The sequence below is a fragment of the Leucobacter komagatae genome, assembly GCF_006716085.1.
GTDB lineage: Bacteria > Actinomycetota > Actinomycetes > Actinomycetales > Microbacteriaceae > Leucobacter > Leucobacter komagatae.
This window is the reverse complement of the sequence record NZ_VFON01000001.1, coordinates 3,165,992-3,192,142: the sequence shown is the minus strand read 5'-3', so window position 1 is coordinate 3,192,142 and position 26,151 is coordinate 3,165,992. Positions and strand designations below refer to the sequence as shown.

Genomic DNA, 26,151 nt, shown 5'->3' with positions numbered 1-26,151 from the left:
GCAACGGCTATCATATGTTAATATTTCAGTATTTAGAAATCACAACAGCGACACGCTCTTCCCGGGAGCCTGTTCTCCCTTCGGGTAAACTCCCGCGACACCAGCGTGATCAGTCGCCAGCAGTAGCCTTCGCGCCAGCCCAGAGAAAGAAGTGGAATCTCGATGATCGCGCCAGAGGGCCGCAAGTATGTACGCACCGCAACGGAGGGCCGCCCCACGGGTGCCAAACGCCCGCAACCGCCCCAGGAATTTGAGGCGACGTGCCACCGAGAAACCACGGTCGAGCGAGTCATCCAGCTCGTCACCGGGCGCACGTCGGTCTCCGTCATCGGGCGCCACTGGGTCGGCCGCACCGCATTCTTGGGCCAGGTTGCGTCCGCGCTGCACGAGCGCGGCATCTCACCGCTGCGGCTGCACGGAATTGAGCGCGCTCCCTCCCTCGAGGCGTTTCGTCTCGCCCTCCGGGGCGCGTCTCCCGTTCGACGACAGGAGGTGCTGGGAAGCTTCGAGCTTCCGAGTTCGATGTCCCAGCTGCTGAGCGACCCGCCACCCGTCGTGCTCATCGACGACGTCGATGCGCTCGACGAGATGTCGTGGGTACTTATTGAGCACCTGCACAAGTCGACGGGCGTGCCAATCGTTGGCACCTCGGAGCTGAAGCATCACATCGATCCGAACGAGCGGCTCCTCATCCGCAAGGCCCAACCCGTCGTCAAGATCGTCCTTGAGGAGCTTCGCCTCGACGAGATCCACGACCTGCTCGAAGAGCGCCTCGGCGGGCCCGTTGCGCCCTCACTGAGCGGCCGGATCCACATCAAGTCGGGCGGCCTTCCCGGCTTCGCGATCGCGTTTGCCGACACGGCGCGCAGCCAGGGCAGGCTGCGCAAGCAGGGGGCAGTCTGGCACGACGGCCCCGACCTCTGGTCTGAGGAGGTCGACGGCGCATTCGAGTCGCTTCTCTTCAGGTACCCTTACGAGACCCGCGAAGCCCTCGAGATGCTCGTTATCACGGGACCACTCACCGTCGAACAAGCTGCCACCCTCGTCGGGCAGGATGAGCTTGAGGCGATGGAGGGGCGCGGCCTGGTGCGCCTCATCTCTGCGGGCGACGGCACGCTCGTCACGGTTGACCCGCCAGGGATCAGCGACTACTTCAAGCACAAGAACCGTTCGGTGCGCAGCCTCCGCCTCCGGGCGCGCATCGAAGAAACGCTCGGGGCCGCCCAGCCGTTCGAGGCGGCCGAGCCGCTGCCCCCGCCGCGCCACTTCGCCGACGTCATCCCCCAGCCCGAGGTCCCGCTCATCGCCCGCGCATTCGGGGACACGTTCGCCGCCGACCTCACCCGCACCTGGGCCCAGTGGCTCGAGGAGCCGAGCGTGGAGCACGCGATCGATGCCGCGAAGCTGCGATTGACCGGTGAATCACCGAGCGGTGAACTCGAGCAGATTTTCACGCACACACGGCGCACCAACAGCACGCCCGAGCGGAAGCTCTACCTGCGCTATCTTCACGCCCGCTGGCTCGTGCTTCAGGAGGCTTCCTTCGGCGACATCGAAGCGGCGCTTCGGGGCACCAGCGACCTCGGCCTCCCCGCGGTGATCGAGGCGCTGACGATCGGTTTCCACGCCGAACGCTTCGACATCACCGAGACCGCACTGCGCCGCATAGAGGAGATCGCTGACGGGTCCGAGCTGGGCGGCACCGTCGGTGGCCTCGTCTCCGTTGCACTCCACGCGCTGAGCGGCCGCCCCGCGGCCGCGCTCGAACGGCTCGAGAACCTCCCCCAAACCGGCTGGGTCGCCGAGTACGCAGCCCCTCTTCGAGGGATGGCGCTGCTCGCTGCGGGAAACCCACGCGAGGCGCTCGAGTGGGCGTCATCCCAGCTCGCCCTCGCGCGGGGCAGGTTCCACCGATCCTCGATGATCACGCACTCTTACGTCGCGGTGACCGCCCTCCTCACGATGAATAGGTCGTCAGACGCGGTTCTCGCGGGGAGCATCACTGCGAGCGGTCAGTTCCGGGCCGCGAACATCCTCTTCTCACCGGACCAGGCGCTCTCGAACGCCCTCACCCTCGCCACCCGGCGAAACGGCCGCCCCGGGTCGGTCGCTGCCCTGCTTGAGCGCACACGCTCGTACGGTGGCAGCAGCGACGCCCTCCCCATGGGCGCACGCGGATTCCCTACCGCCCTCATCGCAGAGGAAGAGCTCCCACCGGGCACGAGGCCGGGCGAGCACTACAGGCAGCTCGCAGACGAGCTCCAGGAACGGGGCTACAACTTTTCGTCCGCCGGACTCAGGATGTTCGCGCTCGAGGCCGACTTCGATACCGTGGAGGCGGCAGACCAACGCCCCTTCATCGCGGCTGGCATGCACGACACGATCTACCTTGCATACCTTGACGCGCGCCAAGCCCAGAACGGGGGCGACGCACACGGCGTCCTCGAGGCGGCACGCCTCATGCGAGAACAGCACGCGAACGACCCCGCGTTCAAGAACTTTACGGTTGCCGCCCAGCTGTTCGAGGAGGCCGGGATGGAGGCGGAGGCAATGGAGGTGCGGGAGGAGATCGCGAGCCTCATGGCGTCGGATGACCCCGCGACCAACCTCGCAGTCGCCCAGGTAGAGGCAAACCCGAGCTTCACGCACCGCGAACTCGAGATTATCCAGCTCATCGCCCGCGGTATGAAGAACTCGCAGATCGCAGAAGTCTTGCACCTCTCGATTCGCACGGTGGAGTCACACTTGCGCAACATCCGCAGAAAGTCGGGCGCCTCCGATCGCGACGAGATCGCCGAGTTCTCACGCCTGCGGTAACCGCGCGTCGTGCGCCTCCCGCGAATCGAGCACCGCCTGGGCGTGCTCACGGGCCCAGTTTTCGACCGCGAGCAGCACAGGCCGGAGGCTCTCGCCGCTCGGGGTGAGGCTGTAAACGACGCGGGGCGGGATCTCGGCGAAGGCCTCACGCGCAACGAGCCCATCGCGCTCGAGCGCTTTGAGCGTCTGCGAGAGCATTCGCGGCGAGATACCGGCCACGCTCTCGGCGAGCTCCCCATAGCGCGCGGGCCCCGCGGAGAGCGCACCGATGAGCAAGACCGTCCAGCGATCGCCGATACGGTCCACAAGCTGCCGGCTCGGGCAGCCCGGGTCGTACGGGTCGAACTCCAGGTCCTCACTCACGGTGCCCTCCTTCTGCGTCAGTCGCCGCCTAGTATGCGACGCTGAAGCGTGCGCGGCGGTGCTCGCCGCGCTCGATCTCGTCGACGTAGGCAATAGCGTAGTCGGCCCCCGAGATCGTCGACGACCCGTCGGCTGCGGTGAGCAACACGTCGCCGCCGACGCGGAAGGATCCGGTGCGCTCGCCGGCGGCCCAGGCACCAAATTCCGCCGCGGGGCTGACGTAGAACCAGTCGAGCTCGGCGGGACTCTCGCGCAGCGCGTCGAGGATCGCACCGTGGGCGCGCGCCTCGGGCAGGTACGCCTCGGGGAAGTCAGGGGTCTCAAACAGCCGCGGGCCGTTCTCACTCACCCGGAGTGAACCGGCGCCGCCGACAAAGCTCAGCGTCGCCCCCTCGGCGATGGCCGTGGCGGTCAACGCGGGCAGCGCGGTCACGAGGGCCGGATCGCCCTGCGCATGCAGCGCGACCACGAGGTGATCGGCACCCGCCGCAACCTCGCGCACGAGCGCCTCGTCAAACACTGATCCGGCCCGAACGGCAACCTGCTCGCCGGCGGAAGGGGCGGTGCGCGACACTCCAAGCACCTCGTGCCCGCGCGCCACCAGCTCGCGCGTGATCGCGCCACCGGCATACCCAGAGAATCCAAACACTACGACTTTCGACATTTCACGCCTTTCGGATCAAGTTTCACATTACTACCGAAAGTATAGTGACTATGTTTTCCATAGCGCAAGAGTGAGTTGTGAACCGCCGGGCACGGCGCGAACCCCCGGGAAATCACGAACCCACCGGGCGGGCTCCCGCCGGGGGCTCCCCCACCTCCGCGACGGTGTGCCCGCTGCACTCCTGCTGGGTGACGCTCGCCCGCTCGATGCGCGACACCGCGAACCAGCGCATGGCGTCGCGCAGCCGGCACCACCCGATGAGGTACCAGCTTCCTCCCGTCGCGGCGAACAGCACGGGCTCGACATCGCGGGTCGTCGTGGCGCCCGCGCCCGAGGTGTAGCGAATCCGCACTACCCGCTGCTCCGCCATGGCCTGCTCGATCGCCGAGCGCACGGCGCGGGTGGGCGCGGGGCCCGCGTTCACCCACACCCGATCCGCGAGTTCCGAGGCGCGCGCACGGGTGGCCGGGTCGAGTACGTCGATGAGCTTACCCACCGCGGCCCCGGCGAGGTCGGCGTACGGAGCGTCGCGTGCGGCCGCGACCGCCGCCATGAGCGCGACGGCCTGCGCGGGCGAGAGCGTCACCGGCGGCAACGAACCGCCCGGCGCGAGGCCGTAGCCGCCACCCGGCCCCGGCCGCGACCAGACCGGGGCGCCGCTGCGCTCGAGCGAGGCGAGATCGCGCTTGATGGTGCGCACCGACACCTCGAACTCGCGGGCCATCCGCTCCGCCGTGTACCCGTGGGTACCGCCCCGCCGCAGCATCTCGGTGAGCGCGTGCAGGCGCTCGGCCCGCTTCATCGCCGGCCCCGTCTTGAGAGCGCGGGCGGCGGCCCGCAGCAAGTCGTCACATTCATGCCATAAATAGTGACACACAGGTGTCCGCGCTCCCTGCGAGAGTGGAGACATGACGCACCGAAACACCGCACCAACCCTGATCCTCGTCGCCGGCCACTGGCTCGGCTCCTGGGCCTGGGCCGACGTGATCCTGAACCTCCCAACGGAGCGCGTGCGCGCGCTTCCACTAACGCTGCCGGGCCTCGACCCCACCGACCCCGACCGCGCGACCCGCGACCTTGACGACCAGGCGGCAGCGATCCTCGATCACATCTCGGGCGCGGGCGGCTCGGCTGAAAGCCCCGTGTTCATCGCCGCGCACAGCGGGGCGAACGCACCCGTGACCCTCGTACTCGACCGCGCCCCCGAGCTTGTCGCCGGCGTGGTCTGGGTCGATTCCGGGCCCATCGGCCACGACTCAGCGTTCGCCCCCGACCTCCCCGCCGAGGTCGCGGAGCTCCCCCTGCCACCGGTCGAGGAGCTCACTCAGCAGGCGAGCCTCGACGGGCTGTCGGCCGAGGCACTCGATCGCTTCCGGGCGCGAGCCGTGCCGCAACCGGGCCCGGCGGTTCGCCAGCGCGCCCGCCTCACGAACCCCGCCCGCCGCGCTGTCCCCGCCACGTTCGTGTGCTGCTCCATTTCCGGCGACCAGATCCGCGAACTCGCCGCGGCTGGCCACCCCATGTTCGCCGAGGTGGCCGAGCTCAAGCACCCCACCTTCGTTGACCTCCCCACCGGCCACTGGCCCATGTGGAGTCGGCCGCGGGAGCTCGCCGCCGCTATTGAGCAAACGGTGCGGGGCAAGAGCCACTGATTCACACCCGGTTCCAAGGCCCAGCGGGCCCAGCTGTTGCCGCGGGGTCATAGGCTATCGACTCCACGTCGGGAGCAATCCCGCTGTTATCGCTTTGAAGGAACCCATTTGCTGGCAACGATCCTCGTTGGATATCCGTGGCTTACGCCCTTCCTGCTCGTAAGCTTCATCGCGGCGAGCCCGCTCCTCGCCCGCTGGCTACTGCCGCGGCGAGGGCTCACCTGGGCTCTCCTCTGGGCGGCGGTCGCGGTGGTGCTCGCCCTCGTGTTCTGGCCGACAGCGCGCGAGATGACGGTGAGCTGCGAGACCTATTGGTCGATCCCGCACCCGCGCGCCGTTGAGCCGTTCGCGAACCTCGTGCTGTTCGTGCCGCCAGTGTTCTTCGCCGCGGTGCTCGCGGGCCGCCCGCTCCTCGCCGCGATCGGCGGCAGCGCAGCATCAGCGGTCATCGAGCTGACGCAGGCACTCGCTCCGGCGCTCGGCCGCAGCTGCTCGGCAAACGACTGGCTCGCGAACTCGCTCGGGGCGTTCATCGGTGCGGCACTCGCCTGGGCCGCGATCGCAATCGCTACCCGGCAGGCGCGACCGTCGCCGCGATACCCGCAAGGACGACCTCAAGCTTCGCGGCGAACCACTCGCTCGGGTCGGCGGTAATCGCGGCGTGCACCTGCGCGGAGAGCGCGGCGCGCTCTCCCGCAAGCGGCCAGTTTTCGCCGATGTTCCCGCGCCCGGGCCCGGCGGTCGGCACGAGCGCGTCGAAGTGCTCGACCCCGCGCCGATTGTCAGTCGCGAGATCGAATACGAGGTCGCCCGCGAGCACGGCCTGATCAGCCGAGAATCCAGCGCGCATGAGCGCGGCCCCGACCCCGTTGAAGATCGAGGCCATCGCGGGCGGCACGATGCCCCGCGCCACCTCGGTCGCCGACCCGGGGTAGGCCGCCAGGGCGTGCCAGGCAGCGTGTCCGTAGGCGCGAAGCATCGGCAGCCACGGCCCTTCAAGAGCCGGCCAAACAGTCTCGGCGAGCGCGCGCTCGAGGCCGATGCGCACGAGCTCATCGCGATCCGGCGCGTGCCGATAGAGCGTTGACTCCCCCACGTCGAGCCGGGCCCGCACCGCCGCAAACGTGAGCTCGGCAAAGCCGACGTCAAGCACGGCGCGCGCGATACTCTCGCGAGTCAGCCGCGGAGGCCGGCCCCGCTTGGCCGCTGCTGTCATACCGCTCCTTACTCCGGGCGTTCACCTTTCCCCTGCAATGCTGCCAGATCGCGGAACCTGGGGTGCACCGTCACAAAGACCCACACCACCGCCATCACCGCGGCCCCCACGATGACCGGGAGCGGCGCCCACACCCCGTACAGTGCGGTGCTCACGGTTGGCGCGACGACAAATGTGAGGCCGTTGGTCGCCCCGATAAGCCCGGCGAGCCCGCCCTGCTCCTCGCGCGACATGAGCAGCGACGGTCCCGCGGCGTAGCCCGGCATGGCGACGCCGAGCCCCAGGCCGATGAGCGCCATCGCCACCACGAGCGGCACCGGGCCCGCGCTCGGAATGAGCACCACGAAGCCTACGGCAGCGATCGCCGAGCCCACCCGCAGCAACCGGGGCGGCGCCCAGCCCGTGCGCGGCACGACGACGGTTTGCGCGAGCACCATACCGAGCCCGGCGGCGAGGAGCGAGCCGCCCGTGACGAGCCCGGTCGCCGCGGCGTCGAGCGCGAGCCGATCTTGCACGATGAAGCCCGCGATCACCTGCACGCACCCGAGCGAGGTGAGCATGCCGAATCCTGCAAGCAGAAATGGCCACACCCGCGCATCGCCGACACGAACTCGGGGCGGGTCGACGATGAGCTCGTGCCGCGGCTCGCGACGCAGCCCGAACGCCACGACGGCAAGGCCGATCGCGAGCAGGATCGGCACCACGGCAAGCGGTGTGAGCAGACCGAAGCCGGCGAGGGCACCGCCGAGCACGGCGCCGGCCATCATGGCAATCCCCTGCACGGCGCCGACCCCCGCGAGCCCCTTCACCCGCGTGGCCTCGTCAGGCGTCACGTCGGCAATGTAGGCCTGCGCGGTGGGAGGAACGGCGGCGAGCGCCGTGCCAAACCCCACGCCCCGCAGCAGCACAAAGAGCGCAAAGAGCGCCCCGCCCGTGAGGGCGTCGCGCGTACCGGCGGCGGCGACAAAGGCAAACGCGGCCATCGAGGCCGCCGCGAGCGCAAGGGCAGCGACGAGCACTGGCTTTCGGCCCCATGACTGTGAGCTGCGCCCCCAGAACTGGCTCGTCGCGACGACCATCACGGCGGCGGCGCTGATCGTTACCCCGATCTGCCACTCGGCGAGCCCCACCTCGCGGGCGAGCGGCGCGATGATCGGGTTCAGCGTCATCTGCGCGAGGTAGGCGAGAAACACGGCCGAGAGCAGGAGCGGTATCTGGGGGCGTTGCGCGGTCTTGGCCGATGTCATGGATCTCCTGGTTGTGGCGGCAGCCCGATCAAGCGAGGGGCCCATCCAGATTAATGGGGGCTTACCCCCATTAAAATTCCTCGGAGCATTCACTCAGGGTTCGCGAGGCCTGGCGAAAGCGTGTTATGTTGATTCAGCCGAAAAAGAATGAGGCGCCAGCCGGTGGTCTGGTCTTTGTAGCTACTTCTACGCTCTGCGTCCGCGGCATCTAACACACGACAATTTCGTCGGGTAGATGCTTGCGACCTGCAACGCATCTTCCCGGCCTCGAAGGGAAGCAACCAGTGAACAGTTCCACTGCGTCGGCACCGCCAATTACCGCTCCGGCAGGCTCTCCTGCCGCAGCGCTGTCCACGCCGCCGGCAGCACCACTCGCGTCGGCCGCAGCGGCGAAGGCGCACCCCACACCGCGCAGGTGGCTCGGGCTCTCGATTGTCTTGACGGCGGCGTTCCTCGCGATGGTGAGCATCACGAGCGCGAACGTTGCGCTACCGACGATCCAGCACGCGCTCGGCGCGAGCGGATCCTCTCTGTCACTCGTGCTCACCGTCTACGCCCTCGGGTTCGGCCTCGTGCTCGTGCCCGCTGGCCGCCTCGGCGATGTGGTCGGGCATCACTGGGTCTTCATCTCTGGCGCCCTCATCTTCGCCGCGACAAGCCTCTGGTGCGGGCTCGCAACCGACATCACCCAGCTCATCGTCGCGCGCGCCGTCGCGGGCGTTGGCGCAGGCCTCGCCATCACACCGATCACGGCGCTCATCCAGCTGTGGTTCGCTGGCCCCGAGCGCGCGAAGCCGTTCGCTGTGATGGGCACCGTGTTCGCCGTCTCCGTCGCGCTCGGGCCGCTCGTCGGCGGCTCCCTCATCGCCGCGGCTGGCGAGGATATCGGGTGGCGCCTCACACTCGCCGCGGGCGCTCCCATCGGGCTCCTCGCTGCGATCCTCGCCGTCTTTCTGCTTCCCCGCCCGGGCAACAGCGCGCACGGCGGGTTCGACGGGCTCGGCGTTGTCTTGCTCATCGCCGGGCTCGGGCTCATCATGGTACCGCTGTCGATCGCGCGCGACGCGATCGGCCTCGTCATCGCGTGCGCCGCGGCCGGCATCGTGTTCATCGGGCTGCTGCTCTGGTGGAGCGCGAGCCGTGAGGCCCGGGGCCGCTCGGGTCTCGTACCGCCGAGCCTGTTTCGCAGCGCGTCGTTTGACACCGGGCTGCTCGCCTCGTTCTTCGGCTTCGCGTCGTTCACTGGCGCGTTTCTCGTGCTCAGCCTCGTGTGGATGCGCGGTCAGGGCGCCAGTCCGCTCGAGGCAGGCCTCATGCTGCTGCCGTACTCGCTCGGGTCAGTACTCGGTGCGCTCGGCAACGGCCGCCTGTGGGCGAAGCTCGGGAGGCACACGGCCACGCTCGGCCTGAGCCTTCTCGTGGTGGGCTCTCCGCGGTCGCGCTGATCCTGCTACTCGTGCCGCAACCCGCGATCACGCTCTGGCTGCTTGCGGCCCCGCTCGTCATCACGGGCATGGGCACCGGCCTCTTCGTTGGCCCGAACACGAATGCGACCGTCGCATCAGTCACCCCGAAGCACGCCGGCGTCGCGAGCGGCCTCATCGGCACGGCCCAGCGCTTCGGCACCGCCGTCGCGATCCCAGTACTCACGGGCATCATGGCCACGTCGGGCGAGCCCGGGCAGAGCCTACCGACCGCGGGCGTCGCGCTTCTCGTGGCGGCCGGGTTCGCGCTCGCCGGAATCATCGTGGTCGCCGTCGACCGGAGCCCGCGCTTCGCGGTGCCGGGGCGCAAGCCCTAGCGAGCTACGAGCTCCCTGAGACACAGAGTGGGGGTGCGGGCTTCGGCCCGCACCCCCACTCTGCGTTATTCGCTGACTACTCGGCGTACCCGTTAGGCCGACACGAAGTAGAGTCGCTTGTTCGCGAACTCGCCGATGCCGACGGGGCCCATCTCGCGACCGAAGCCCGAGCGCTTCACCCCACCGAACGGGATCTCCGCGGCCTCAGCCGCGATGATGTTCACGTGCGCCATGCCGACCTCGAGCTTCGAGGCGACACGCGCCGCGCGCGCCTCGTCGGTCGAGAACACGGAGCCGCCGAGGCCGAGCGCGCAGTCGTTCGCGAGCTCGAGCGCCTCTTCGTCGCTGTGCACCTTGTAGACGGTGGCGACGGGCCCGAAGATCTCTTCCTGGTACGACTCCGAGTCGCGCGGCACTCCCGTGAGCACAGCCGGCGAGTAGTACGCGCCGGGGCCGTCGGAGAGCACGCCGCCAGCCTCAAGCGTCGCGCCCTCTTCGATCGCGCGCTGCACCTGAGCGTTGACAGTCTCTGCTGCGGCACGGGTCGAGAGCGGGGCGTACTCGCCCTCACCCAGGTTCAGCTGGTCGCCGGGCTTGAGGCCCTCGGCAAGCTTCTTCAGCTCGGCAACGAACTCGTCGTAGATATCGGCCATGACGATCATCCGCTTGTTCGAGTTGCAGACCTGGCCACCGTTGTAGGTGCGGAACTCCCACGCGGTCTTCGCGATCTCGGCGACGTTGTCACTGTCGAGCACGACCATCGGGTCGATGCCGCCGAGCTCGAGCACGGCCTTCTTCAGGTGAGTGCCCGCCTGCGCGCCAATGATCGCGCCAGCGCGCTCGGAACCGGTGAGCGAGACGCCCTGCACGCGCGGGTCGGCGATCATCGTCGCGATCTGCTCGTGCGAGGTGAACACTGCCTGGTAGCCGCCGACGGGAACGCCAGCCTGCTCCATGATCTCCTGGATCACGAGGTTCGACTTCGCGCAGATATCCGCGTGCTTCAGCATGATCGTGTTGCCGAGCACGAGGTTCGGCGCCGCAAACCGGGCGACCTGGTAGTAGGGGAAGTTCCACGGCATCACGCCGAGCAGCACGCCGACGGGCAGGTGTTCCATGACAGCCTTACCCGGGATGGTGCTCGGGATCTCGTAGTCGGTGATGAGGCCCGGGCCGTACACCGCGTAGTACTCGATGATGTCGGTCGCGAAATCAACCTCGTCGAGGCTCTCGGCAATCGACTTGCCCATCTCGAGGGCGATGATTCCTGCGAGCTCTTCGCGGCGCTCCGCAAAGATCTCAGCGACGCGCTTCACGACCGCCGCGCGCTCCTGCACGCTGCGCTCACGCCACTCGCGGTAGACCGAATCGGCGGCTGCGAGCTGCTGCTCAACCTGCGCGTCGGTCGCGGATTCGAAGCTCTCGATGATCTCACCCGTTGCGGGGTTTTGTACTCGATACTTCGCCATGGATATCGGTTTCCTGTCTGCACTCCCGTGCAATTGAACGGCACCCAATGGATATGCCATTACTCTGATTGATCGCATCACCAACCGGCGCGGTTGCCCGGCAACTCCGGCGGTCAAGCGGTTCCATCCTACTCGGGGCAGGCATGGAGTTTGCTGGCTCAAGCCGGGTCGTGCACGTATCACCCCGACCACTTTCACAACAGACGTTGACGAAATCGCGTGCGGCTCATTAGCGTGGGAAGGGCCACGAAGCTTCATCGTGTCGCCACACCGCTCAGCAGACAGTCACTCAGCGAAGGAGACCATGGCAATGCTCACAGGAGTCCTCTTCATAGTCGTTTCCGTAACGCTTCTCATCGTTGGGTTGCTTGTTCGAGCGGCGAAGATCAAACCCAACGACTTCTTCGGGCTGCGCACGCGTGCCACCGCGCGTTCCGAGGCCGCTTGGTACGCCGGAAACCGCAAAACTGCGCCGTTCATGCTCAGCCTCGCAGTACTGTGGGCGGTCACGGGAGCACTTCTCATTGCGCTACCCGAAGACAAGTTCATCGTGACGTTTTGGACGCCCGTTATCCTCACCCTGCCTGTACTCGCGGTCATGGTTCACCAGGCCAATAGAGCCGCCCGTGACGCGGACACGAAGCGCGGCACTGCCAATCGCCCGGAGACGACAGCGTAGATCCGAAGACCCCGAGGCCTTGCGCACCAGATTCCCCGCAAGTCGATCAGGCACGGCTGACGCCCCTCAGGGCCGAGCGCATAGCGCCTAGCTTCGGGCGAACCAGCGCGGCACGCCCGCGCTACTCACGACGATCGCGGCCACAGTGAACGGGATCATGCCGAGGGCGAGCATCGAGAGTCCGGTGCTTCCAGAGAACTCAACAACGCTGTGGCTCAGGACGAGCTGGGAGCCTGTCTGGAAGGCCGCGTGAAAACCGATCGCAGCCCAGACTGATCCCGTGATCATCCGGAGGTACCCGAATCCAACCCCCATCGCGAGGAAGAGTGAGAGGTCTGTCGGGTCCCAGCTCTGTCGGACCATCCCGGCGAAGAGCACAAACAAGACCGCCTGAACGGCAATGGTGCCCCACCCACGGGTCACGGCACCGAGCGCGGTCGTCACGTAGCCACGAAAGATCACTTCCTCAGGGATCGCTTCGGCCAGCAACACGGCGACGAGCACGAGTCCGACGGTCTGCACGAGTTCCCCCGCGGAGACGGTCGCGCGAAGCGGTCTTCCGAAGAGCGCGAGCACGCCAAAGCTGGCGGCGGCCGGAACGATCCATAGGAGCGTTCCCCAGACAGCGAGCCGCCATCCGCTGCGCAACGATGTGAGCCCCACGTCGTCGAGCCGCAGGCCGTCGGCGTACCGTGCCAGGAGCACGATCACGAGCAGAGTCAGCGCACTGAGCGCGGCTCCCGCGCCGATCCTGATCGCGAGCGTGCCCGCATCCGAGGGGTCGCTGTGCGGCGGCACCACGGCGGTGAGGATCACGAGTCCCACCCAGAGTGAGCCCACAGCGACGGCTACGCGCCATGCGGCAGCCCCAACTCGGCGGGCGGACGGTGGTCGTCTCGTCATTTGCTTCCCTCACGGTGACTGTGCGGCGGACGCGTTCTTCAACGTTAGCTGCCGGTCGCGACCGCTGTCGCCTGGCTCACCGTGTGGCGCGGCCGGCGCCAGGCCTCCGGGCACCGACCCCGACCCCGACCCCGACCCTGACCCTGACCCTGACCCCGACTAGATCATGTACTCGAGCTCCCGGTAGCTGCCCCGGTGGAACACGAGCGGCTCCACGTCGGGCGCCGTGTGCAGGGCGCTCACGCGCACGAGGAAGATGAGGTGGTCGCCGGCCTCGATCTCGCGCTCAATGTCGCCCGCGACCCAGCCGGTGACCTCGTCGAGCACGGGTGATCCGTTGTCGGCGGCCGGCGTCCAGGCGACGCCGGACCACTTGTCGGTGCCGGAGCGGGCGAACTGGGCGCTGAGGTGGCGCTGGGCTGCTCCGAGGAAGTTGATGACGACGCGCCCGCTCGCCCGCACGGCGGCGAGGCTCTTCGAGGTGCGGGCAATCGAGAACGACACGAGCGGCGGGTCGATCGAGACGCTATAGAACGACTGGCAGGTGAACCCGACCGGTCCGTCCTCGCCCTGCGTGGTGACGATCGTCACGCCCGACGGAAACGCGCCCATGACGTCACGGTACCGCCGCGTGCGCGCCTCCTCGTCAGCATCACCGGCATCGCCAGCCTCAAACGGCACCACCTCACGTCGCCGCACGGTACGCTCACCCGCTGCGACCCTCACTGGCAGGCGGTTCCCCGGCGCCGGCAACGGGCACACGAACTGGTCACTGAACGCGCACGGCGGAAGGTAGGCCCGGTTGAAGTCGACCGCGGTGCGGCCGGCCTCGTCTGGCGCGGGCACCGTGAGAAACCGGAAGCCGTAGCTCTCGACCCCGTTGGTCGCGTCGCCAAAGACGACCGCGATTGCTCCCCCACGAAGCGCCCCGGCGAGCCGATGTTCGGCCCCGGCGAGTTCGAAGACCAGGTCGCCGGAGGCCTCCGCGAGCGTTCGATGCCCGTCGGCTAGCTCGATCGGCACGGTGCGCTGGTTCGGGTCGAAGCGCGCGGGCACGACCCAGCTCTCGTCAGGTTCGAAGGCCTCGATCGCATCGAGCGCCACGCGCCCTGGAGCCTCGGGGTCGAACACCCGCACAGCGAGCACGCCCTCCCGCGCGAACGGGCGCACGAGCACACCACCGGAGGTCACCTCGGCGTACGCACCGGGCGTCACGCTCGGGTCGCCGAGCCGCAGCGGCGCGGCGGCGGGGTCTCCGCCCGGCAGCAGGTAGTCACCCTCCGCAAACTCTGTCGCGGTGAGTACGCCGCCCACCGCCGCCCAGAGACCGGGCAGCCCTGCAACCTCCCGCGGATCCTCACCCGTCACCCACTGAGTAAGCACGAGCGCCGCGGGCCCGTGCGGGGCGGTCGCCGCGGCGAGCCGCTCCCGCTGCCAGACCCGCCAGTCGCGAGCGAGCTCGAGGTCGAGGGCCGCGCCCACCCCCGCACCCTCCTCCGTGCGCACCGCGAGGCTCACGAGGCGACCCGCGCTTCCTCAGCCGAGAGCAGCCCGGCCCGGCCCGTCGCCCACCCCTCGCGCACGAGCGGCACGACCTCGTCGAGCAAGATCTTCGCCTTCGCGATGGTCTCGTCGACCGAGTGGAGGGCGGGGTGGATGCCGAGCACGAGTTCGTCGGTGAGCAGCACCGTCGGGTCGGCAATCAGGTCAGCGGCGAGCGCCCGCGGGTCGCCCCACACGAAGTTGTCGGAGAGCAGCTGGTCGGCGGGCGAGTAGGCGGGGTTCACGCGGCCGAGGATCCCGGCGTATTCGTTCCACCGCGCCGCCGTGGTTGAGGCTTCGGCAAGCGCGGCCTCGGTCGTCGCTCCCGGGTAGGCGCTACGCGAGGTCACGACGTAGGGGGTGCGAGTGTCGCCCCACGTCTCGCGGAACACGCGACGGTAGTCGAGCACGGTGCGCAACTGGCGGCGCTGGAACGCCTGCCGCTCCCCCGGCTCACGCTCGGGCCCGTTGCCGAAGCGCTCAAGAATGAAGCCGTCGCCTCGCTCGGCCGCGTACCTGATCGTCGCGTCGTTCGAGCTGCCGTGGAAGAGCCGCCCCTGCAGCGAGGTGTTCGCCGGGTAGATCGACTGCGAGCCGCCCTCGACCTGGTTCCCCTCGAGCGCCCAGTGCAGCGTCTCGATCTTCTCGGTGAAGCTCTGGTCGCGGTCGGGCGAGTACGCCTCAAACACCTGATACGAGTCGCTCGGCACCCCCTTGCCGAGGCCGACGAGCAGGCGGTGGCCCGCGAGGTGGTCGATGACTGACAGCTCCTCCGCCGCGCGCACCGCGTCGTCGAAGATGATCGGGAGCACGGCGGTGCCCAGCCCGATGCGCTCAGTCGAGGCGGCGAGCGCCCCAAGCAGCCCGTACGGGCTCGGCGCCGCCGCCCACCCGCTGCCGAAGTGGCGCGTCGCGATCCAGGCGCTGTCGTAGCCTTGCTCCTCGAGCGCCTGCACGAGGCGGATGTTCTCGCGATAGATCGACGCGGTGTCTTCGCTCTGGTCGAAGTGGGTGATGAACCCGATGCGCAGGCGCTCGCCGATATCGGTCGTGCCGAGCGGGCTGCGCGTGCCTGACTGCGGGTGCAGGGGTTCGGGCGCTGGTGTGGTGGTCATTGTGAGTCTCCTGGTTCGTTCGTGTGTGGCGGGCCTGCGGGCGGCCCGGCGCGGTTCAGTGCGGTTCAGTGCGGTTCAGCGGGCTGCGGGCTGCGCCCCAACGAGCCGGCGCACGTCGGGGTCGCCCACGCCATCGCTGTAGGGCGTGAGGCCCGCGGGCACCGGCCTGTCAGGGATCCCCCGGTCCTCCCACGCGACACTCGTGCGCGGGGCGTCGGCCTGCAAAGCATCGAGCTGCGGGGCGAAGAGCTCAATGGATTCGAGTACGTGCGCGTGCTCGACGCGGGGGCCGTGGAACTGGATCGCCGTCTCCTCGGTACCCCCGAACTGCTCCGTCCACTCCCAGATCTTGTCGGCGACCTCCTCGGCGGTACCGACGGCGAACGAGAGCTTCTCGGCGATGTCGTCGAAGGCCTCGCTGTCTGGGCCGCCGCGCCAGTCGGTGCGGAGGTAGACGGCGGCGTACTCGCGGAGAAACTCGACGGCGCGCTCACGCGCGATCTCGCGGGTCGGGCCAACGAGCCCCGAGCGGAGGTGGATGACCTCGCCGCCGGGTACCTCCGCGCGGTACTCGTCGTTGATCTGCAGCCGCTGCGCGAGCGGCAGCGGCCGCGGGATCATGAGGCGGAACCCGTGGGCGGTCGCGAGCGGGATCGCGTTGCGGCCCGCGGCCGTCCAGATGAGGTCGCTCGCCGGGCGGCCGGCGGGCGGCGAAATGCGCACGTCTGCGAAGCTATAGAACTCGCCGGCGTAGTTCACCACGCCGTCATCGAAGGCCTGGGTGAGGATCTCGTGGACCTCTTTCGCGCGCCTGGCCGCGTCGTCGGGCTGGAATCCCCACACGGCCGCGAGCTCGGGCGTCGTCATCCCGGTGCCGACGCCGAGGTCGAGCCTGCCACCAGAGAGGGCGTCGACGAGCGCCGCCTGCTCGGCGAGCCTGATCGGGTGGTAGTACGGCGCGCAGGCGATCGAGGTGCCGAGGCGGATGCGCTCGGTCGTGCCGCTCAGGCGTGCGAACAGCGTGAGCGGGTCTGGCACCTCACCGCGCGCCTGGAAGTGGTGTTCGGTCACCCACGCGCCGTGGTAACCGAGCTGGTCGCCGAGCACGATCTGCTCCTCGATCTCGCGGTAGAGCTGGGCGGGCGACTGCCCGGGCGAGGTGTCGCCGTAGTAGAAGAGGTCGATTCGTGGCATTGCTGTGGTCCTTTCGGGTGTGGCCTCGCGGGCGCTACTTGGTCAGCCAGACGTCGAAGAACGAGTCGGTGTAGCCGACGGCGTCGAACTTCCAGCCCTTGACGCTGTCGGTCGTACCGACGATCTTCTTCGGCACGTAGATCGGCACGACGTAGCCTTCGTCGATAATGCGGTGCTGCACCTGCTGCGCGGCCGCAATGCGCTCGGCGGGGTCGAGCGAGCTGCTGATGACGGCGTAGGCGTCGTCGATCGCCGGGTCGCTGAGCAGTCCGTAGTTGATGCCGGAGCCGCCGTTCGAGCTCGGAATGCCGCCCGTGGTGAACGGGTAGACCGAGGTACCGACGTCGGCGAACCCGCGCGACGAGTCTGCGAGGTGGTGTTCGCCCTTCGCGAGCTGGGCGGTGTACGCGGCGGTGTCGTACGGGGTGCGGATGACCTCGAAGCCGGCGTCCTTCAGCGACGACGCGATCGCCTCGCCAAGCTGCTGCCGCTGGTCGGTCTGCTGGTACAGGCTGTCGACGCTCCAGCGCAGCGTGAGCCGCTCGCCGTTCTTCACCCGGTAGCCACCGGAATCAACCTCGGTGTAGCCCGCCGCGTCGAGCAGCTTGGCGGCGTGCTCGGGGTCGTAGCCCCAGCTCCCCTCGAGTGTTTCGTCGAACGACCCCTCGGGCGGGGTGCCCGGCAGCGTCGTGCTCCACGCCTTGTCATAGACCCCGGCGTAGACGCCCTTAAGCAGCCCGTCGATGTCGACGGACTCGCGGAATGCGAGCCGCACGTTCTTGTCATCGAAGGGCGCGAGGTTCGGGTTGAGCGCCACGTAGTAGGGAGTGCCCGTGTTGTCTTTCTCGAGCACGGTGAGCCCGGCGCCCTCGACCTCGGGGATGTTCAGCGGCGGGATCTGATCGATCGCGTCGGCCTGCCCCGACGTGAGCGCGCCGATGCGCGCCTGCGTCTCGGGCACGAACTGGATGACGACCTCGTCAAGGTACGCGGGCCCGTCGTGTTCCCACGTCTCGGGCGCCCAGTCGTACTCCTCGTTACGTTCGAGCACGAGCTTCGAGCCCTTCTGGTACTCGCTCACCTTGAATGCACCCGTGCCGATCGAGAGCTCGGGCGACGCCGCGAGCTCGGCCGAGGTGTGCTCAGAGAGCACCTTGCCCGAGTAGATCGGCCAGTGTGGGGTCGAGAGCGCGTGGATGAACGCTGCGTTCTGCCGGCTCAGCACGACCTCGAGGGTGTGCTCGTCGACGACCCGGGTCGAGGCGATACCGGTCGAGACCGTCGCGAGGTCGGGCTCGGCGAGCGGGCGGTCGAGGTTCTGCTTCAACACCTCAGCGTTGAACGGCGTGCCATCGTGGAATGTCACGCCGTCGCGCAGCGTGAACGTGTAGGTGAGCCCGTCGTCGCTGATCTCCCACTTCGTCGCGAGGCCAGGCTTATAGGTGCCGTCATCGGCCTGCGCGACCACGGTGTCGAAGATCGAGCTGTTGATCGAGTTCGCGTTGAGGCTCGGAATGCGCTGACCGTCCCAGACGGGCGGCTCGGTGTTCGCGAAGTAGGTGAGGGTGCCGCCGGGTGTGGGCGTCGACGCTGCCGCGCCGCCCTCCCCCGCGTTCGCACCGGTGGTCGTGCAGGCCGACAGCGCGAGGAGCGCGGTTGCGGCGAGCGCGGGCAGGGTGAGGAGTTTTCGGTTCATGATGTCGGTGTTCTTTCGATGGATGCTGATGGTTCTGAGGGACGTGCTGGGCCAGGACCCCCACTACTGACGGACCGGAGGCGCGGGATCGCGGCGATGAGCTCACGGGTGTAGTCGTGCTTCGGCGCGGTGAAGACCTGCTCGGTGCGGCCAGCTTCGACGACTCGGCCGCCGCGCATGACGATGACCTCGTCGGCGATGCTGCGAATGACGCCGAGGTCGTGCGAGATGAACAGCAGCGAGACGCCGAGACGGCGCTGCAGCCCGTCGAGCAGATCGAGCACCTGCGCCTGCACCGACACGTCGAGTGCCGAGACCGCCTCGTCACAGACGAGCACCTCGGGCTCGGTCGCGAGTGCCCGCGAGATCGCGACCCGCTGCCGCTGCCCGCCAGACAGTTCGAGCGGGTTGCGCGCGAGGTGCTCGACCCCGAGCCCCACCTGTTCGAGGAGCGCCACCGCGCGGTCGGTGTGCTCGGCGCGGGGTGCCCCGACGGCCGCGAGCGCTTCGATGAGTATCGCCCGCACGTCGGCACGCGGGTCGAATGAGCCGAGCGGATCCTGCGAGATCGCCTGGATCCGGTGCCGCCTGGCTCGCCGGTTGCGCTCGCGCACGGCCGACCACGGTTCGCCGTCGAGCAGCACTTCGCCCGCGTCGGGGGCGGTGAAGCCGAGCACGGCGTTCGCCGCCGTCGACTTCCCCGACCCTGATTCGCCGACGATGCCGAGCGTCTCGCCGCGGTTCAGCGCGAACGAGACGCCGTCGAGCGCGGCGGTGTGCCCGCCGCCCGGCCGCGCGTACCGCTTGCGCAGGTTCAGCGCCTGCAGCACCGGGGGCTTCGGGGCGATGCCCGCGGGTGACGCGTCGCTCCCGGGTGACGCGCCGCCCGCGGGCGAGGCGGCCCCCGCCACCGACCAACTGCTGTCGCGTCGGGGCCGCTCCGACGGGATGGCCGCGAGCAGGGTTTTCGTGTACTCAGTGTGGGGCGAGCCGAGTACTTCGTCGGCGCTCCCCTGCTCGACGACCTCGCCGCGGTGCAGCACAAGAATCTCGTCGGCGAGCTGCGAGACGACGGCGAGGTCGTGGCTCACGAGTAGCAGGCCGGTGCCGCCGGAGCGCAGCTCGCCCAGCAGGGTGAGGATCTGCGCCTGCACGGTCACGTCGAGCGCCGTCGTCGGTTCGTCGGCGATGAGCAGGCTTGGGTCGCCCGCGACGGCGCTCGCGATGAGCGCGCGCTGACGCAGGCCGCCCGACAGCTCGTGCGGGTACTGCCTCGCCCGGAGCCCCGCTTCCGGGACGCCGGCGCGCTCGAGAAGCTCGATGGCGTGCGCGGCGCGGGCGGGGCCGCGCAGCCGCCGGCGGGCGGTGATTGTCTCGGTGACCTGCCTGCCGACCCGCATGAGCGGGTCGAGCGACACGAGCGCGTCTTGCAGCACGAACCCGACCTCGGCACCGCGCACCCCGAGCCACTCCCGCTCCGGGAGCCCGAGGAGGTCGCGCTCGCCGAGGCGCAGCCTATCGGCGCGCACCTCGGAGCCCCGCCCCACGAGGCCGAGCAGGCTGCGGGCGGTGACCGACTTGCCTGACCCGGATTCGCCGACGAGGGCGACGCACTTGCCCGGTGTGACTTCGAACGAGACGTCGCGCACGGCGACCTGCCCGCCGAAGGAGACCGTGAGCCCCTTGACGTCGGCGATGGGGGTCATAGCGAACTCCGTTTCGTGATGAAGCGCTGCTGCGCGTAGCGACCGACGACCGTGATCGAGACGACGGTGATGGTGATGAACAGGCCCGGCCAGATCGCCACCCACGGCGCGATGCTCAGGTATTGCCGGGCCTCCGAGAGCATGAGCCCCCACTCGGGCGTCGGCGGTACCGCGCCGAGCCCGAGGAAGCTCAGCGAGGCGCCGAAGATGATGCTGACGCCGACCCCGAGCACCGCGTGCACGAGCACGGGGCCGAGGCTGTTCGGCAGCACGTGCCGCACGACGAGGCGCGCGGGGCTCAGGCCGAGGCCGACCCCGGAGCGCACAAACCCGGTCTCGCGCACCCGCAGCACCTCGCCGCGCACGAGGCGAGCCGAGCCAGGGATGCGTCCGAGGCCGACGGCCCAGATGAGGCTCCACTCGCCAGGCCCGAGCACCGTGATCGTCACGAGCGCGACGAGCACGTCGGGGAACGCGAGCAGCACGTCGAGCAGGCGGGTGATCGCGCGATCCCAGGTGCCGCGGGCGTAGCCGGCGATGACGCCGAGCACGATGCCACCGGCGAGGCCAATGACGGTCGCCCCCACTCCGAGCAGGATCGAGTACCTGGCGCCGTGCACGAGCCGCGAGAACTGGTCGCGGCCGAGCTGATCGGTGCCAAGCCAGTGCTCGGTGCTCGGGCCTGCGAACGAGTTCGCCGGGTCGCTCGCAATCGGGCTGTGCGGGGCAATGAGGGTCGGCGCGACGGCTGCGATGACGAGCAGCGCAAACACCCCGATGGCGACGAGCGCGCCGATGGGTGGGCGGCCCTGGCGCGAACCGCGAGGGCGTGCGGCGTTTCCCGCCGCGGGGCGCTGTTCGCGGACGATGTGGCTGACCATCATGCCCCCTTGAGTCGCGGGTCGATGAGCGGGAGAAGTAGGTCGACGACGGTGTTGATGACGATGAAGACGACGGCCGCGAAGACCACGAAGCCGAGCACGACGGGCACGTCACGGTCTTGCAGCGCGAGCACGATGACCCGGCCGATGCCGGGGCGCGCGAACAGCGTCTCGATGACGACGGTGCCGGTGAGGAGCGACCCGAAGATGATGCTGCTCAGGGTGAGCACGGGCACGCTCGCGTGGCGCAGAAGGTGCCCCGAGCGCAGTCGCGCCTCGCTCACGCCACGGGCCCGCACCGTCGTGACGAAGGGCTCGTGGAGCTGGTGCTCAACGCGCTCGCGCAGCAGCTGGGTGATGACGCCGACGAGCGGCACGGCGAGTGTGACGACGGGCAGGATCAGCCCTGCGGGCGAGTCCCCGCTGAACGCGGGCACCCACTTCAGCCAGAACGAGAAGACCGTCATGAGCACGATGCCAAGCCAAAACGACGGCACCGAAACCGCGACGACTTCGAAGCCCTGCGCGGCGAGGCGCACTCCGGGGCGCTGGCCGCTCGTTGCGAGGGCGAGCGCGACCGCCGCGATGACGGCGACGAGCATCGCAGCGACCGTCAGCTCGACGGTGGGGCCGAGCTCGCTGAAGAGCACCTGCGTCACGGGCGAACCGCGGTGGTAGCTCGTGCCGAGGTCGCCCTGCACGACGCCCCAGAGGTAGCCGAAGTACTGCACGATCGCCGGCCGGTCGAGCCCGTAGTGCGCGGCGATTTCAGCGCGCATCTCGGGCGTCGCGTCTTGCACGCCCGAGAGCAGCACGTCGAGCGGGTCACCTGGAATGAGGCGGAGCGCGAGGAACGCGACCGTCGCTGCGAGCCAGACAACAAGCACGAGATCGAAGAGGCTCCGCAGCAGGATGTGCAGCCAGCGGGGTGCGCCCCGGCGATCCTCATCGGGCACCGCAACCGGTTCGCCCGCAAGGCCGCTGCGCTCTCCCGCGAGCGTGGCCGCGCTCACGACGTCCACCGCCTGGCGCCGCCGTTCGCGTCGAACTCTTCGCGCACCGCGGCCCGCAGCCCGCCGTCGGCGAGGTAGTCGGCGGCGAGACCCGCGAGCGCGATCGCGGCGTCGACCAGCGCGTCAATCGCCGGAGGCTCGACCGTGGATGCCGCGAAGGCAGCGTTGTGCGGCGCCACGTCGGCCGGGCCGCCGAGGCCGAGCGCCGGGTGCACCGCCGGGATCGCCCAGCTCACGTTGCCCATGTCGGTCGACGGGCCGCCGAGCCTGACCCGCGCGGGCGTCAGCGGGACAGCGCGGCCGCGGGCCTCGAGGCGCCTGGCCCAGTGCTTCGTGAGCAGCACGTTCGGCTTCAGCGGCAGGTACGGCGGCTCGAAGTCGACGTCGATCTCGGCGGTCGTGCCCGTCGCGAGCGCGGCCGCCTCGAGCGCGTCGATGACGCGCTCCGTGAGCACCTTGAGCGTGTCGATCTCGCTCGAGCGGACGAGGAACTCGGCCTCGGTGAGGTCGGGCACCACGTTCGCTGCGGTGCCGCCGTTCGTGATGATGCCGTGGATGCGGTCGATCGGCAGGATGTGCTGGCGCAGCTGCGCGATCGACTGATACGCGGTGACAACGGCGTCGAGCGCGTTGAGCCCGAGGTGCGGGCTTGCCGCAGCGTGCCCCGCGCGCCCGTGGTAGCGCACCCGCAGCCGCCGCACGCCGCTCGTGCCCGAGCCGTAGATCGGCGAGACTTCGGAGCCGACCGACGGGTGAACCATCCCGGCCGCGTCGACGCCGTCGAAGCCGCCCGCGCGCAGCACGTGTTCTTTGCCCCCGCCGCCCTCTTCGGCCGGCGTGCCGATGATGCTCAGCCTGCCGCCGAGCGCGGCGACCTCGGGCGCGAGGGCTGCGAAGGCGCCCGCCGCGACCGCGGCGATGATGTTGTGGCCGCAGGCGTGCCCGATGCCCGGAAGCGCGTCGTACTCGGCGACGATCGCGAAGTGCGGCGCTCCCGTCCCGACGCTCGCGCGGAACGCTGTCGGCAGCCCGAACGACCCGGTCTCGACCTGGTGGCCGCCGGAAGCGAGCAGCTCGGCGATGCGGGCGACGCTCCGGTGCTCCTCGAACCCGACCTCCGGGTCTTCGAAGAGCGCGACCGCGAGGGCGCGCAGATCGTCTCGGGCCGCCTCGACGCTGTCGGCGATCCTGCCGTGCACGGCCTCCGGTGCGCCGGCGAACGGGCTTGCGGCGGTGAGGCCCTCGGCCGATCCTGCTCCTGGTTCGCCGCCCGCGTGGCCGCCGAGCGCCTGTTCCGCCTCGGCGTGGGCGAGGTAGGTCGCAAGCGGGTCGGTGCCTGTGCGGGGCTGCGCAGTGCGGGGCTGTGCGGCGGTGGGTGCGGTGGTGGTCATGAGTTCTCCTCGGGGAAGCGTGGGTCGAATGGGGTGTCTCCGAGCACCGCCTGGACGGCGGCCTCGACCTCGGAGCTGACGCAGGAGTCCAGTCGCGTGCCCGCGGCCTGCTGGTTCTGCACGAGATGGATGAGTGAGCGCGATCCCGCGACGGCGAGCGCGTTCGGGTGCGCAGAGAAGATCCAGGCGAGGCTGAGCTGGTGCGCGCTCAGGCCGACGGTCTGCCCGATGCGCTTAAGCTCGGCGAACAGCGGGCGCTTGTGCTCGGCCCTGAGCCCGCGGCCGATGAGCGGCCAGTACGCGACAAACGGGATCCCGAGCCGCTCCAGGCGCGCGGCGATCTCGCCGTTCTGCCTCGCCGCAACGTTGAACAGGCTCTGCACGGCGGCGAGGCCCGGCTCGAGCTCGAGCACCGCGTCGAGCTGCGCGGCGGCGGGCTCGCTCACGCCGATCGCGCCGACGTCACCGCGGTCGCGCGCGTCCTGGAGCGCCCCGAACTGATCGGCGAGCGGCACGGTCGGGTCGATGCGGTGGAGGTACAGCAGGTCGATGCGGTCGCGGCGCAGCCGCTGCAGGCTCAACTGAATCTGCTGCCGCAGGTAGTCGGGCCGGCCGAGCACACCCCACGCGTCGGCCGAGGGGCGGAGCATGCCGACCTTCGTCGCGACGAGCACGTCTGCGCGGTTACCAATGGCCTCGCCGATGAGGCGCTCGCTGACGCCGGGGCCGAGCGCGTCGGCGGTGTCGACGTAGCTGAAGCCGGCGTCGACGGCGGCAAGCAGCAGATCTTTCGCGGCCTCGGGGTCAGCCGGGGTGCCCCAGCCGTCGCCGGCCGTGAGCCGGGCCGCGCCGAACGCGACCCGCGAGACCCGGTGGCCGGCGAGCTCGATCGCGGGCTCGCCCTGGGACCGCCCGCGGGGTGCTGGCGCTTCGGGCTGGCCGCCCTCGGCGTGCGGCGGTGCCCCGCTTCCCCCAACGATTGTTGTCCGTGTTCCCACTTCGCCACGCTCCCTGCCCATTCGTGGGCTGTGATTCAGCCCAACAACTTGGACAGAATCTAATGGGAGACATAACTAAAGAGAAAGTATTGTTACGGGCCGACGGCGATGTTCGTGTCCGATTCCGTCACACTTCGACACGGTTCGTCACGAAGGAATAAACGGGCGGGCGGTGACAACGCGGCCCGCCCCCGCGGAGATTGGCGCTCAACATCGCACGCACAGGCCACCCGAATGGGCCCGTCGCGGCGCGGAGTTTCCCGGCTTGGGCGGATCGGCTTAGGCTGAACGACCAGCGTAGTAGGTGAGAGCGAGGCCCACGAACGCACGCAGTTCGTCTACTGGGAGGGGCCCGCTCAGGGGCAGCAGCACAGCGCGTTTGCCCGAGAACTCGAGCTCACTCGCGAAGCTTCGCGCATCCGAGATGAGTGACGTGCCGCAGTGCACAAAAAGTGCGGGGCGCTCCCCCTCGTGCACGCCGAGCCGCACCGCGGTGCCCACTCTGGGGCGAAGCGGGCGATAGCTCGGCTGCCCCCAGGCGAGGTATTCCTCAAGCCCACCGCACTCGGGTAGGGTAGCCGCGACCTCGAAGACGAGTTCGCGCACGAGACTGAGGCGACTCACCAACGCCTCCGGCAGCGCCGCAAAGGCTTCCGTGACGTCCGCGGGCACCGGGGGCGTCGCGGGGGCTACGGGATTACCTGCAAGTGCGCGCCGGGTACTCATATTGCTGAGAGTACAGGCGCTGGCTGAACGAGGGGCCTGGGCAGGCAAACAGGCGCGCCCGCGGGCCGCGCACCCGGCGTTGCGCGGCAGAATGATGCTCAGCCACGCAACGGCCCTGGTTACACATTCGCGGATCGCACTCCAGTGAGTAGCCGCAGCGGGTTCTCTCTCGTGAGCTGACTCACGGCCGACTCAGCGACTCCCGCGGAGCGAAGCAGATCACAGAAGCCCGCAATCGCCCACGAATAGCCGAGGCCGCCGCGAATCTTCAGGTCGGTCATGTGGCAGCGATCACTTGAGATGAGGAGGGAGTCGACCCAGCCCTCGTCAATGAGACGCACGAGCATCTCGACGCGCAGACTGTCTGGCATGAGGTGTTCACGCCCGCACGTATCGAACTGCAGGTAGACGCCCCTGTTGAGCAGCCCAGTGAGATATGCATGGTCGAGGAAGGTGTCGACGTGCCCAATGGCGATGCGGCGCGGGTCGACCCCCTCCTCTTCGAGAATGCTCAGCTGGTCGACGCCGGTCGGGTACATGAAGGCGTGCGTCGTGACCGCGGCCCCGGTGGCGTTCGAGGCACGTCCGGCCGCGCGCAGCACGCGTTCTTCAGCGGGCGAAAGCGTGCTCCCGTGCGTGCCGATTTCGCCGATAACACCGGCGCGAATCCGTGTCCCGTCTGCGGCGAGCACGCCCTCCTCGATCTCTTCAATCATCTGCGCAGCATGCCGCTCGGCGGAGATCTCGTACACCTGCTTCGGGTAGTACGGTTCGAGGTACCAACCCGTACCCATGACCACGTGCGTGCCTGACTCCCGCGAGATTCGGCGCATCCCCTCAGGGTCCCGCCCCAGGTCACGAAGCGTCACCTCGACGATGGCGTGCTGTGCGCCTTGGGCGGGCGGCACGTCCTCGTTCATGTATCCGAGTTCGCGCACGGCGAGCGCCGGGTTGTTGAAGATGTGGTTGCGGTCGCCCGTCACTGGGCTGAAGTCGCAGAGCAGGTGCTCGTGCGGCAGTACCCGGTCGACGAGTTCAACGCTCACGTCACCCAGCACGGTTCTGAGGTTCACTAGGG

At 69.2% G+C, this 26,151-nt stretch carries 24 protein-coding genes; 6 read left to right on the top strand and 18 right to left on the bottom strand.

Annotated elements, in window-relative coordinates; translation table 11 throughout:
- The first annotated feature begins 162 nt into the window (after positions 1 to 162).
- A complete protein-coding gene (locus FB468_RS14430; protein ID WP_141887948.1) occupies positions 163 to 2,817 on the top strand; it encodes a helix-turn-helix transcriptional regulator in 2,655 nt (884 codons plus the stop codon).
- Here the strand turns inward: FB468_RS14430 and FB468_RS14425 are convergent.
- The 3 genes from FB468_RS14425 to FB468_RS14415 form a co-directional block, all read right to left on the bottom strand.
- Positions 2,803 to 3,180 carry a winged helix-turn-helix transcriptional regulator gene (locus FB468_RS14425; RefSeq protein ID WP_211359144.1) on the bottom strand — a complete coding sequence of 126 codons (378 nt, stop codon included), beginning with the start codon at positions 3,178 to 3,180 and terminating at the stop codon, positions 2,803 to 2,805. The two genes, FB468_RS14430 and FB468_RS14425, sit on opposite strands and share 15 nt — an antisense overlap.
- 28 nt (positions 3,181 to 3,208) lie before the next feature.
- Complete coding sequence (locus FB468_RS14420) at positions 3,209 to 3,844, bottom strand: NAD(P)-dependent oxidoreductase (protein ID WP_141887947.1); 636 nt, start codon at positions 3,842 to 3,844, stop codon at positions 3,209 to 3,211.
- A gap of 112 nt (positions 3,845 to 3,956) precedes the next feature.
- Positions 3,957 to 4,646 carry a helix-turn-helix transcriptional regulator gene (locus FB468_RS14415; protein ID WP_141887946.1) on the bottom strand — a complete coding sequence of 230 codons (690 nt, stop codon included), beginning with the start codon at positions 4,644 to 4,646 and terminating at the stop codon, positions 3,957 to 3,959.
- A gap of 106 nt (positions 4,647 to 4,752) precedes the next feature.
- On the opposite strand from FB468_RS14415, the gene FB468_RS14410 reads away from it, so the two are divergent.
- Positions 4,753 to 5,496, top strand: coding sequence for an alpha/beta fold hydrolase (locus FB468_RS14410; protein WP_141887945.1), 744 nt, complete (start codon positions 4,753 to 4,755; stop codon positions 5,494 to 5,496).
- 108 nt (positions 5,497 to 5,604) lie between these two features.
- A complete protein-coding gene (locus tag FB468_RS14405; protein ID WP_170219750.1) occupies positions 5,605 to 6,150 on the top strand; it encodes a VanZ family protein in 546 nt (181 codons plus the stop codon).
- On the opposite strand, the gene FB468_RS14400 is transcribed toward FB468_RS14405, so the two are convergent.
- Entirely contained in the window at positions 6,065 to 6,712 is a 648-nt protein-coding gene (locus FB468_RS14400; protein ID WP_141887943.1) for a TetR/AcrR family transcriptional regulator, read from the bottom strand. The genes FB468_RS14405 and FB468_RS14400 overlap by 86 nt on opposite strands.
- Before the next feature lie 8 nt (positions 6,713 to 6,720).
- Entirely contained in the window at positions 6,721 to 7,959 is a 1,239-nt protein-coding gene (locus tag FB468_RS14395; protein ID WP_211359143.1) for an MFS transporter, read from the bottom strand.
- A 284-nt stretch (positions 7,960 to 8,243) separates the two neighbouring features.
- On the opposite strand from FB468_RS14395, the gene FB468_RS14390 reads away from it, so the two are divergent.
- Both FB468_RS14390 and FB468_RS14385 read left to right on the top strand, forming a co-directional pair.
- Positions 8,244 to 9,404 (top strand): MFS transporter, encoded by a 1,161-nt coding sequence (locus tag FB468_RS14390; protein ID WP_141887941.1) that lies wholly within the window; start codon positions 8,244 to 8,246, stop codon positions 9,402 to 9,404.
- A gap of 11 nt (positions 9,405 to 9,415) precedes the next feature.
- The gene (locus tag FB468_RS14385) at positions 9,416 to 9,760 is read left to right on the top strand and encodes an MFS transporter (protein ID WP_170219749.1); all 345 of its coding nucleotides are present in this window, start codon (positions 9,416 to 9,418) and stop codon (positions 9,758 to 9,760) included.
- 92 nt (positions 9,761 to 9,852) lie between these two features.
- Here the strand turns inward: FB468_RS14385 and FB468_RS14380 are convergent, their stop codons facing one another.
- On the bottom strand, positions 9,853 to 11,229 hold the full coding sequence (locus FB468_RS14380; RefSeq protein ID WP_141887939.1) for an NAD-dependent succinate-semialdehyde dehydrogenase: 1,377 nt from the start codon (positions 11,227 to 11,229) through the stop codon (positions 9,853 to 9,855).
- A gap of 304 nt (positions 11,230 to 11,533) precedes the next feature.
- On the opposite strand from FB468_RS14380, the gene FB468_RS14375 reads away from it, so the two are divergent.
- A complete protein-coding gene (locus FB468_RS14375) occupies positions 11,534 to 11,908 on the top strand; it encodes an SdpI family protein (protein WP_141887938.1) in 375 nt (124 codons plus the stop codon).
- Between the two features lie 87 nt (positions 11,909 to 11,995).
- Here the strand turns inward: FB468_RS14375 and FB468_RS14370 are convergent, their stop codons facing one another.
- The 12 genes from FB468_RS14370 to FB468_RS14315 all read right to left on the bottom strand — a co-directional run bounded on the left by FB468_RS14370 (position 11,996) and on the right by FB468_RS14315 (position 26,146).
- Positions 11,996 to 12,811 carry a CPBP family intramembrane glutamic endopeptidase gene (locus FB468_RS14370; protein ID WP_141887937.1) on the bottom strand — a complete coding sequence of 272 codons (816 nt, stop codon included), beginning with the start codon at positions 12,809 to 12,811 and terminating at the stop codon, positions 11,996 to 11,998.
- Between the two features lie 159 nt (positions 12,812 to 12,970).
- Entirely contained in the window at positions 12,971 to 14,329 is a 1,359-nt protein-coding gene (locus FB468_RS14365) for a flavin reductase (protein WP_141887936.1), read from the bottom strand.
- Positions 14,326 to 15,468: an LLM class flavin-dependent oxidoreductase gene (locus FB468_RS14360; RefSeq protein ID WP_141887935.1), complete on the bottom strand. Its 1,143-nt coding sequence runs from the start codon at positions 15,466 to 15,468 to the stop codon at positions 14,326 to 14,328. Before FB468_RS14360 ends, FB468_RS14365 begins: the two co-directional genes overlap by 4 nt.
- Positions 15,469 to 15,543: 75 nt before the next feature.
- Positions 15,544 to 16,662, bottom strand: coding sequence for an LLM class flavin-dependent oxidoreductase (locus tag FB468_RS14355; protein WP_141887934.1), 1,119 nt, complete (start codon positions 16,660 to 16,662; stop codon positions 15,544 to 15,546).
- Between the two features lie 34 nt (positions 16,663 to 16,696).
- A complete protein-coding gene (locus FB468_RS14350; protein ID WP_141887933.1) occupies positions 16,697 to 18,358 on the bottom strand; it encodes an ABC transporter substrate-binding protein in 1,662 nt (553 codons plus the stop codon).
- On the bottom strand, positions 18,355 to 20,064 hold the full coding sequence (locus FB468_RS14345) for a dipeptide ABC transporter ATP-binding protein (protein ID WP_141887932.1): 1,710 nt from the start codon (positions 20,062 to 20,064) through the stop codon (positions 18,355 to 18,357). Before FB468_RS14345 ends, FB468_RS14350 begins: the two co-directional genes overlap by 4 nt.
- A complete protein-coding gene (locus FB468_RS14340) occupies positions 20,061 to 20,948 on the bottom strand; it encodes an ABC transporter permease (RefSeq protein ID WP_246055906.1) in 888 nt (295 codons plus the stop codon). The genes FB468_RS14345 and FB468_RS14340 overlap by 4 nt, the downstream gene beginning before the upstream one ends.
- Positions 20,945 to 21,958, bottom strand: a complete 1,014-nt coding sequence (locus tag FB468_RS14335) for an ABC transporter permease (RefSeq protein ID WP_246055905.1) — start codon at positions 21,956 to 21,958, stop codon at positions 20,945 to 20,947. The genes FB468_RS14340 and FB468_RS14335 overlap by 4 nt, the downstream gene beginning before the upstream one ends.
- The gene (locus FB468_RS14330) at positions 21,955 to 23,349 is read right to left on the bottom strand and encodes an amidohydrolase (protein WP_141887931.1); all 1,395 of its coding nucleotides are present in this window, start codon (positions 23,347 to 23,349) and stop codon (positions 21,955 to 21,957) included. The genes FB468_RS14335 and FB468_RS14330 overlap by 4 nt, the downstream gene beginning before the upstream one ends.
- Positions 23,346 to 24,347: an aldo/keto reductase gene (locus tag FB468_RS14325; RefSeq protein WP_170219748.1), complete on the bottom strand. Its 1,002-nt coding sequence runs from the start codon at positions 24,345 to 24,347 to the stop codon at positions 23,346 to 23,348. Before FB468_RS14325 ends, FB468_RS14330 begins: the two co-directional genes overlap by 4 nt.
- Positions 24,348 to 24,626: 279 nt before the next feature.
- Positions 24,627 to 25,073 carry a DUF1801 domain-containing protein gene (locus FB468_RS14320; RefSeq protein WP_141887929.1) on the bottom strand — a complete coding sequence of 149 codons (447 nt, stop codon included), beginning with the start codon at positions 25,071 to 25,073 and terminating at the stop codon, positions 24,627 to 24,629.
- 119 nt (positions 25,074 to 25,192) lie between these two features.
- Complete coding sequence (locus tag FB468_RS14315) at positions 25,193 to 26,146, bottom strand: phosphotriesterase family protein (protein ID WP_141887928.1); 954 nt, start codon at positions 26,144 to 26,146, stop codon at positions 25,193 to 25,195.
- Positions 26,147 to 26,151: the final 5 nt, after the last annotated feature.